General features: G+C 72.3%; 9 protein-coding genes. 2 read left to right on the forward strand and 7 right to left on the reverse strand.

All coding sequences use genetic code 11. The annotated features are described in order from the left end of the window. Positions 1 to 1,199: 1,199 nt before the first annotated feature. Complete coding sequence (locus tag BGP03_RS09620; protein ID WP_298796506.1) at positions 1,200 to 1,646, reverse strand: Hsp20/alpha crystallin family protein; 447 nt, start codon at positions 1,644 to 1,646, stop codon at positions 1,200 to 1,202. A 188-nt stretch (positions 1,647 to 1,834) separates the two neighbouring features. Here BGP03_RS09620 and BGP03_RS09625 point away from each other — a divergent pair, with 188 nt between their 5' ends. Then, positions 1,835 to 2,236 carry a hypothetical protein gene (locus BGP03_RS09625; RefSeq protein WP_363093481.1) on the forward strand — a complete coding sequence of 134 codons (402 nt, stop codon included), beginning with the start codon at positions 1,835 to 1,837 and terminating at the stop codon, positions 2,234 to 2,236. A gap of 187 nt (positions 2,237 to 2,423) precedes the next feature. Here BGP03_RS09625 and BGP03_RS09630 read toward each other — a convergent pair whose 3' ends face one another. The 3 genes from BGP03_RS09630 to ligD all read right to left on the reverse strand — a co-directional run bounded on the left by BGP03_RS09630 (position 2,424) and on the right by ligD (position 4,454). Then, the gene (locus BGP03_RS09630) at positions 2,424 to 2,582 is read right to left on the reverse strand and encodes a hypothetical protein (RefSeq protein WP_296370998.1); all 159 of its coding nucleotides are present in this window, start codon (positions 2,580 to 2,582) and stop codon (positions 2,424 to 2,426) included. 64 nt (positions 2,583 to 2,646) lie between these two features. Beyond that, positions 2,647 to 3,036, reverse strand: coding sequence for a hypothetical protein (locus tag BGP03_RS09635; protein ID WP_296370999.1), 390 nt, complete (start codon positions 3,034 to 3,036; stop codon positions 2,647 to 2,649). 446 nt (positions 3,037 to 3,482) lie between these two features. Further along, complete coding sequence (ligD, locus tag BGP03_RS09640; protein WP_363093484.1) at positions 3,483 to 4,454, reverse strand: non-homologous end-joining DNA ligase; 972 nt, start codon at positions 4,452 to 4,454, stop codon at positions 3,483 to 3,485. 227 nt (positions 4,455 to 4,681) lie between these two features. On the opposite strand from ligD, the gene BGP03_RS09645 reads away from it, so the two are divergent. Beyond that, on the forward strand, positions 4,682 to 4,897 hold the full coding sequence (locus BGP03_RS09645; protein WP_299736127.1) for a hypothetical protein: 216 nt from the start codon (positions 4,682 to 4,684) through the stop codon (positions 4,895 to 4,897). Here BGP03_RS09645 and BGP03_RS09650 read toward each other — a convergent pair. The 3 genes from BGP03_RS09650 to BGP03_RS09660 all read right to left on the reverse strand — a co-directional run bounded on the left by BGP03_RS09650 (position 4,885) and on the right by BGP03_RS09660 (position 8,733). Continuing rightward, positions 4,885 to 5,232, reverse strand: a complete 348-nt coding sequence (locus BGP03_RS09650; RefSeq protein ID WP_296371000.1) for an NUDIX hydrolase — start codon at positions 5,230 to 5,232, stop codon at positions 4,885 to 4,887. The two genes, BGP03_RS09645 and BGP03_RS09650, sit on opposite strands and share 13 nt — an antisense overlap. A 1,039-nt stretch (positions 5,233 to 6,271) precedes the next feature. Beyond that, positions 6,272 to 6,919 carry a response regulator transcription factor gene (locus BGP03_RS09655; RefSeq protein ID WP_296371001.1) on the reverse strand — a complete coding sequence of 216 codons (648 nt, stop codon included), beginning with the start codon at positions 6,917 to 6,919 and terminating at the stop codon, positions 6,272 to 6,274. Further along, a complete protein-coding gene (locus BGP03_RS09660) occupies positions 6,907 to 8,733 on the reverse strand; it encodes a histidine kinase (protein WP_296371002.1) in 1,827 nt (608 codons plus the stop codon). Before BGP03_RS09660 ends, BGP03_RS09655 begins: the two co-directional genes overlap by 13 nt. Between the last annotated feature and the right edge of the window lie 329 nt (positions 8,734 to 9,062).

A 9,062-nucleotide genomic window follows, 5' to 3' on the forward strand; every position in this document is an offset into this window, starting at 1 on the left:
TGATCAACTACCGGCTCCGGTCGCTACTGCACTGCGGGGCACTCGCACTCTAAATCCGGAAGAGCCCCTATAAGCTACCGAAAGACTCGGTTGCGTCTCTATCCATCGCGGGCAACCAATGGGTCATGTACCTCGATTCTGACAGCCCACCGGAATACCATATTCAGGCCCTCCTCGAAGCGTTGGATCTCGCAACCGAAGTCGTCGAGGCGGCGGACACTCCCGGGACCGGCGACTACGTCTCGCCCCAGACCCGTCCCGCACCACAGACCAATGACCGCCGCCGGTTGGGTTGTCGTCGGGCTAGCCGCCTGGATGATCGTTGCCGTCATCGTCGGCAACATTATTGGGCGGCATCTTCAACGAACCGCTTGTGAAGTGACCCCGCTCTCCGATCGAGTACGCGCGTTCTAGGAGCACAGCGGGTGTCAACGGATCCTGAAATTGACCCCTCCTGGGACGGGGTGTCGGCGGGGCCGCTGCGTGCGGTCCCGGGGGTACAGGGACACCACAGGGACACCCCTGTACCCCCGGACCGTGACCGGATGATCACATCACTTCAGGCTCGGCAAGGGTTGTTGCGGCAAAGGTCGGGCCGGTCACCGTTGCGGGTGCGCCATCACGGCGCGGGGATGCGCCCGGGCCGAGTCGGACAGGGCTGGGCTGGACGTCCGAGTGTTGGATCATCGTGGTGACGAGCGCCTGACCGTCGCGGTGGCTGAGCCTTCTCACCGGTTGATCCCTTCACCTCCTTCGTGGGGTCTGGGTCCTGGGACGTGCGGGTTCTCGGTGTGATTCGGCCTCAGGCGAGGCGGACTGCGTTCCCGGGCCGGCCGGTCCGGCCCGGGAACGGGCCGGATCCAGACCACGACACCCCCCGGTCCCACCCCCGGGGGACCGGGGGGTGGGATCAGTCGGAACCAGTCGATCCCCGGTGGCCCCGGGCGCCGGGGCGGCCGCCGGTCCCGGCGGCCCTCGGCGGGCGGGAAGTTCACGGCGATGAGGGCGTTGAACTCGACCCGCAGCAACCCGGGATCCGCGCAGACCAGCTCGGTGAAGACCCAGCGGGTGGGCGTGGGAACGGGGTGCACAGGTACTTGGGGGTCGAGGACCCGGTGGTCGGTCATATCGCTCTCCTTCCGGTCGCCGCCGCGGCCGGCACGGTCGGGGTGATCAGAGAGTTCTCAGCGGTCTCGGCTTCAGGCGTTGATCTGCTGGTGTCCGCTGTCGCTGTTGGCGATGGCGATGGCGATCTTGCCGGGCTTCGCCCGCTCCGCGATCGGCATCCGCAGCGTCAGCACCCCGGCCTCGTAGGAGGCGTCGATGTGCTCGGTGTTGAGGGTGTCGCCCAGGAACAACTGGCGGGAGAACACCCCCAGCGCTCGCTCGGCGATCTGCATCTCCACCTGGCCCCCGGGTTCGATCGGGCGCCGCTCGGCCTTCACCGTCAACACGTTGCGCTCGACGTCGAGCTCGATCGCCTCCGGGTTCACTCCGGGCAGGTCGAAGGACACCACGAACTGGTCCCCGGTGCGGTAGGCGTCCATCGGCATCGCGGTCGGCCGCGACCAGGTTCCGGCGTTCTGACCGAACACCTGCTGGGTCAACCGGTCCAGCTCCCGGAACGGGTCTGTGCACATCAGCATCGCAAGCCACTCCTTTCACTGTCGACGACAGGCGGCGATGCTCTGGAGCGGCTCCAGAGGTGACCCGATCCCACTCCAGATAACTGAGATGCTAGCTATAGATTTTATGGCACGCAAGCACTAATTTTACAGGTGTCTCGACTCTACTTATGAGGTGGGAGGTCGCAGTGAGTCTGACCAACGTATGGGTGGCGACCCAGGGAGACGGGCTGGTGCGGGCCGACCAGATCGCCGGCATCGACGCCCACCAGACCCCCGCGTTGAGCGGGAAACCCGCGCGCTGGCTGCTCGATGTCGTGCTGATGTCCTCGGTCGGCAGCGGTTCCCGGGAGGGCTGGACGGTCAGCGTGGTGCACCGCACCCTGATCCAGAGCGCCGACGATCCGCAGGACGCGCCCTCGGCGCTCGCCCGGCTGCTGGCCCAGCTCGACCGGGTCAGCGCCGCCGGAGTGATCACCGTCAGCCGGGCAGCGGCCGCCACCACCGACGGACCCGACGAGCTGACCGCCGGTTCGGCCCCCGTACGGTTCCGGTTCGTCCCCTTCACCGATCCCGCTCCCGGCCACCCCACCGACGCTGAGTACCTCTGACCCGGATCGACGACCAGTAACAGCGGCTCGGATCGGTGCGCGGCGGTCAGTGCGCCCAGGCCGGCCGAGCCGATGAATGTCACCGGGGTCAGATCCATGATCACCGGGCGTCGGATCACCGGCCGCTGGTCGCCACCATCGACCTCTGACAGTCACGCCGCCCGTGACGACGGCGGGCGATCCGTGGTCAGCGCTGCAGGACGACCCGCGCCGGCGGCGGAGCCGGGGTCTGCAGGTCGGTCACGAGCTGGCCGTCGACGGTGATCCGGTTGGCCTCGAGGTGCCGGTCGCTCGCCTCGCGCGAGAGTCCGGCGGCGGTGAGCCGGTCAGGTGGACAACGGCTCACCGTCCGGGCACCCGTGCTCGAGCCACCCGATCACGCCCCCGCGTGACCGGGCCTGGCCAGGCTGTCAGAGCCACCACTGGAACAGGTCGCGCCCCGGCTGCGTGGAGCCCGACACGATCCTGCTCTGCGTGACCCAGCCGCCCCGCTCTCCTTGGCTGATCTTGTAGTAGGCGCCGAACCGGCACTCGATCTCCGCCCGCTCCCTCGCCGCGCCGCTGAACCACACCGGCCCCGGATCGTCACGCGTGCGTTCCTCGGTGCGGCAGTCGCCGAACCAGTGACACGCCCAACCGTCCACCGGCTCGGCGTGGACCGGCACGTTCGCAGCCGTGAACACCCCCGGGTGCGAAGGCAGACCCAGGCCGGGCTCCTGCGCCCCTGCAGGACTTGCCGAGCCGACGACGAGTGCACCCGCGGCCAGCATCGCGCCCGCCGCCATCCGGCCGAGGGTCATCCCTGATACCGGCCACGACATCGCTGGCCCGTCACCCCCGACGACCCGTCGCCACCGCTGGTTGTTGCCTCGTCCGCATCATCGCTACCTCTGTGTCCGCCCGGCCCAAGGAGCCGTGTGCGGCTCCCGGGCCGGAATCGTGACATGCGAGAGGGCCTGCTGCGGGCCGCTTCGGGCAACTCGGCCTCGCCAGTAACGGGCGACGTCCGGCGTTCGAACCAGGTGTGCGTGTGGCACCCCTCCGCCACACGCCGCCCGGTGCAACGCCTGTCTGCCGGTGCTGGCAGCGCCCACCCCGTGCCCGGGACTGGGCGCTGCCGGCCGCCGACTCGACCACCGTGTACAGCCCCGGACCGGCACCCGACCGAACACCCGACAGTTGTCGCGGTGGCAGCCCGGCGGCCACGCCGATACCCGCTCGGCAGGCGTCCAGCGCGACTGGCGGGTTATGGCAGGTCGAGGACGATCTCGTCGGGGTCGCGGTCAGGGCGCAGGCCTCGCCAGGCGGCGTGCCGCAGCCGGTGGTCCGCGGTCAGGGTGCGGTAGACCACCTCGCCCACCAACCGGGGCGCCACCCACACCGCGTGCCGGGCCTGCTCCCGCGGGACCTCATCGACGAACGGGCTCCCGTCCTGGTGCAGCGGGAGCATCCGGGTGTGCAGGTCGCGCAGCGCAGCGTCGGTGAACCCGGTCCCGACGTTGCCCAGGTACTGCAGCCCGCCGGCCCGGTCGTGGACACCGAGCAGCAGCGCGCCGACGGTGCCGGCGCGGCGACCGGCGCCGGGTGTCCAGCCGCCGATCACGACCTCCTGTGTCGAGAGCAGGGCGGTCTTGATCCAGGCCGTGGAGCGGCGGCCCGGGGTGTAGCGGGAGCGGCGCTGCTTGGCCACCACCCCCTCCAACCCGTGCTCCCGCGCCACCTCCAGCACCTGCGCGGCGGGCAGGTCGGTGGACGACGGCGGGACCGCCACCCCGGGCAGCTCGTCGAGGCCGAGGCCGAGCAGCTGTTCGCGGCGCACGTCGTAGGGCTCGTCGAGCAGGGGCTGGTCGTCGAGGGCCAGGACGTCGAACACGTACAACGACACCGCCACCCGCTCCCGCACCTCCAGCCCCGGCGTTCGCAGGTGCATGCGGTGCTGCAACAACCCGAAGTCCGGGCGACCCGCCGGGTCGAGAGCGACCAGCTCACCGTCCAGCACCACCGACCGCCCCACTCCCAGGCCGGCGGTCGTGATCTCGGGGTAGCCGGCGGTGACGTCGTTGCCGTTACGGGAGGAGATCCGCACCCGCTCCCCCGCCGCGGCCACGATCGCCCGCACGCCATCCCACTTGAACTCCACCGCCCACCCCTCCCCCACCGGCGGCGACCCGGCGGTGGCCAGCATCGGACGCACCGACACCGGCAAGGACAGCTCCACCTCAGTCACCCTCCCCGCCTGACGCAGGGAACGCGAGGAGCGTCACCCACTCAGGTTGTCGAACACATGTTCGTTCTCGGTTAGGGTCGTCGGGCGGCCGTCGGGGCGGGGAAGGTCCCGACGGCCCGCAGCCCCCCGCCCAGTGTGTTTCTGAGGGAGTCGCGATGACCACGGCCCACACGTCAGCGACGTCGACTACCCCGGCGCAGCTCGAGGATCGTCCCCAGGTGGAGGCGACGGCGATCGCGGACACTGCGGGCATCCTGCAGCAGCTCGCGGCCGCCGATCACGGGCTCGACGCCCGCCGCGGTGAGGTCTCCGCCGCCCTGGCCGCACTCGTCGCCTCCGTCGGACAGCGCTACCACCTGGTTCCCGTCGATGTGGCCGAGCGCCTCGCGCACGTCGTGCGCGCCGTCGACGCCGCCACCGGCTACCGCCGCTGACCCAACCCCAGATGCGCACGTACCGGGGCGAACAGATCCGGCATCCGCGGCTCCACCTCGGCCGGGGACAGCCAGAGCACCTCGACCAGCTCGTCGGGCGCGGCCACGACCGGCTCACTGTGGCCGGCGTCGGCGTCCGCCGGGCCGCACACCACGTAGACCACGGTCCTTCCGGTCACGGGGTGCACACGGCGGCCGATCTCCCTGCCCGCGACCACCACGACACCGGTCTCCTCGACACACTCCCGCACCGCCGCCTGCACAGCGGTCTTCCCGGGCTCCACGCAGCCGCCGGGGAACACCCACCGCGGGATCCCGTCCCGACGTCGACCCACCAGCCCCCCGCGGCCGGCTCACCACCGCCACGGCCACCACGTCCTCGCCACCGGCCTCGCTCGGCCCTCCCGCTATCGCGGGCTCGGCACCCCCCGGCCCGGTGCCGACGTCGTCGAGAGCGGCGGCGTTGACAGAGTGGACGAGTGCGGCCAGCGCAGCGGCGAGCCAGCGCCGGTCCTGCACCTTCGGCAGCCGCGCCGCGATCCGGTCCACAGCCCGCTGCAACTCCGGCAGGGCGTCGACGAGCTCGGGTGGGAGTGGCTCGAAGTCGATGCCCCCTCGCGTGCCACCCGCGCCCACAACACCTCCAGCGGCTCCGCCACACCAGCCGTCCGCGCGGGCGAATCCTCGAGCCGGCCGGCGACGTCGCGGCGGGGGTCGTCAGGCATCTTTCCCATCGCGCCATCCTCTCCGCTGCGGTGACACGACGCCGGTGCTCATCCACAAGCTCCCTGCGCTGTGGACAACCCCAGGACCACCCTGCCGGTAGCCGCGCCGGCGGCGCGATCACAGGATGCGGAACGCGGTGCAGCGCCAGCCGCCGACCTCGGACTCCACGAGCGGCGACCGCGCGGACCCGCCCGGCCAACAGCACCACCATGGCGACCTCGATGACGTCCTCCCGCGGGCGGCACAGCCGCGAGCCAGCCGCTGCACGCGCAGGTGGCGGCACACCCGCGGCGACGCGTTCTGCGACGCCTCAACCCCTTGCGACTGGGTCCGCGCTGCGCTCGATCTTGGCCCAGCTGTTGCGCCCCGCGACGTGGCGGCCCAGGGCGCGCCAGCTGGCCAGTATCCCGAGCAGCAGGAAGACCGGGTAGAGCAGGCAACGGCACAACGGCTCGTCGCGGTAGCGCACGGGCCGGGGAGACCAGCAGGCCGGCCCACAGCCCTACCGTCGAACGACGTCGGAACGCCCGGCGGCGAGTACCGGGATCGTCACGCCGGTGGCGAGCGTCACCCGGCACCTCGTCCGACGCCGAACTGGGCCCGGCCGATATCGATGCCTCGTTCGAGGTCGACGGGGGGATGGCCCGGTCAGCGGTCGAGATGGCGGAGCACGGCCAGGACGCGGCGGTGGTCGTCGGAGCTGGGGGGCAGGCCGAGCTCGCTGTAGATGTTGGAGGCGTGTTGGACGACCGACTTCTCCGAGATCGACAGCTGGCGGGCGATGGAGGCGTTGCTGCGGCCCTGGGCCATGAGGGCGAGGACTGCGCGTTGGCGGTCGGTGAGCCGGTCGAGGGCGTCGTCGGTGCGGCGGGCACGGGTGAGCATGATCGCGACGATCTCGGGGTCGAGCACGGTGCCGCCGGTGGCGACGCGGTGCAGGTCGGAGCAGAAGGTGGCGACGTCGGAGATGCGTTGTTTGAGCAGGTAGCCCACGCCGCTGGGGCGTTCGGTGAGCAGCTCGACGGCGTACTGGCGCTGCACGTACTGGGAGAGCACGACGATCGCCGTCTGCGGGTGTTCGCGGTGGATGTGCAGGGCGGCGAGTAGGCCCTCGTCGGTGTGGGTGGGGGGCATCCGGATGTCGGTGACGACCAGGTCGGGTCGGCGCTCGTCGGCGTGGCGGAGCAGTTCGGTGGCGTCGGCGGCGGTGGCGACGACGTCGAAGCCGGCGTTCTCGAGCACGTGGGTCAGTCCCTGGCGCAGCAGCGCCTCGTCCTCGCCGATCACGACGCGCATGGCGATCCCGTTCCGTGCGGGGGCTGCGCCCGGGGCAGCGGGGGCGCGGGGGGTGGGTCGGTGCCGGGCAGGTGCGCGAGCAGCCTGGTGCCGGCGCCGGTCGGGCTGTGCAGCACCAGCCGGCCGCCGAGGACGTCGAGGCGGTCGGCCAGCCCGCGCAGTCCGGTTCCGGCTTCGAGGCTCGCGCCGCCGATGCCGTCGTCGCCGACCTCGATCTCGAGGCCTCGGTCGTGGTGGGTCACGCGCACGGCCAGCCGCCGGGCGCGGGAGTGTTTGAACGCGTTGGCCAGTCCCTCGGCGACGACGAAGTAGGCGGTGGCCTCCACCGCGGCGGGCAGGGTCCGGTCGGCGACGCTCAGCTGCAGGTCGGTGGGCAGGGGAAGGCGGTCGACGAGGTCCTCGACGGCGGTGGCGAGCCCGCGTTCGATCAACGTGGCGGGCAGGACATCGTGGACGGTGCGGCGCAGCGCGGCGGCGGCGTCGTCGATGCCGATGCGCAGCGCGGTGGCGGCGTCGCGGGTGGTGGGATCGGCGGCGTCGTCGGCGGACTTGGCGACCTGCGCGGCGTCCAGCGCGAGCAGCACCAGCTGCACCTGCAGCCCGTCGTGCAGGTTCTGGGCGATCCGGCGCCGTTCCTGATCGGCGGCCTCGACCAGGCGCAGCCGGGATCGGCGCAACGCGTCGCGGGAGGCGCGCAGCTCGGCGGTCAACCGCTGCGCCTCCACGGCGATGCCGACCACCCGGCCGGCGGCCCGGACCGGTTCCGGGTCGGCGATCAAGCTGGCGTCGTAGACGATCGCGCCCACCGCGGCGCCGGCCTGGTCGATCTCGACCACCGCGCGACCCGACCCCGGCCGCGGCAGCGCGGCGGGGGCGCCCTCGGCGTCGACGTAGCCCTCACCGACCCGGAACACCAGCCGCAGCGACGGGTCGCCCAGCGTGTCGGCCAGGGCCTGCTCCAGCGTCGGTCGGGCCGCCTCGACGCTACCCAGCCACGCCCCGAGCTCCTCGATCTGCCCGGTGCGGGCGAACCCGCCGCGCAGCAGGACCAGCGCGAACGCCACCGGCACGCCGGCCAGGACCACCAGCTGCAGCACGAACCGCAGCTCCGGGCCCAACCCGAGCAGGTCCCGGGCCCACGCGGTGGCCGGGACGAACACCGCGGCGAGGACCCCGTAGGCATACAGCGGCGCCAGCACCCGGCGGCCGGCCCGGGGCGCGTGGCGCAGCCGCGCCCCCAGGATGACCGCGGCGGCGAGCATCGCGACCCCGCCGACCGGACTCAACCAGCCGCTCAGCGCCGCCAGATCGGGGCGGTCGGCGACGAACAGCAGCCCGTCCGGCGCCACGGCGGGGGTGAACAGGTACTGCGGGGCCGGCCCGACCAATGCGATGGCGTAGGCGGCGGCCACCACGATCCGTGAGGCCCGGGACCGCAGCCGCCCGGACGGGAACGCCAGCAGCAGGTGCACCACCACCGCCAGCGGCACCGTGGCCAGCACCTGCCCGGCGGCGATCAGCACCGCGACGGTGGTGTTGACCAGCCCGGCCCCGATCCAGCTCAACCCGCCGACCAGCAGGATCGCGCCGAGCCGGTTGCTGGGCCGGCGCCACCACGCCACCAGGCCCGCGGCGGCGTAGGTCCAGCCCAACTCGGTGAACCCGGTCAGCAACCACAGCGGCGGCCCCGCATTCCCGAAGGCGAGCAGCGCGATCTCGACGCCGCCCAGCACCGCCACCGCGGCGCCCAGCAGCACCAACCCGAGCCGCAACGACCCCACCACCGATGATCGACCACGCCACGGCTGTGCCACGATGCGGCAGCTTGCCAGTTCCGGCGCAGCCCGGGAACCGAGCTGCGTCGGGCGCGTCACCCGTCCCAGGTCGGTGCATCCGACCCGACCTAGGTCGGTTGTGCGCACCCGGCCGAACGGGTGAGGTTGGCGTGCCGCCCGGACGAACAGGGCTGCGGGCCGCCCCCGGCCACCGACGCCGGACCCGCTCCGGCACACCCACCCTCGGAGCTCGACATGTCCGCTGCCCCCCGTCCCGCAGCCGATCACGGTTACCCCCCCTTCGGGGCCACCGGCGCCCGTCGCACCGACCGCCCCGCACCGGCATCGCGGCGGTGGGCGGCGACCGG

This window comes from Pseudonocardia sp. 73-21, assembly GCF_001899645.1.
Classification (GTDB): domain Bacteria; phylum Actinomycetota; class Actinomycetes; order Mycobacteriales; family Pseudonocardiaceae; genus Pseudonocardia.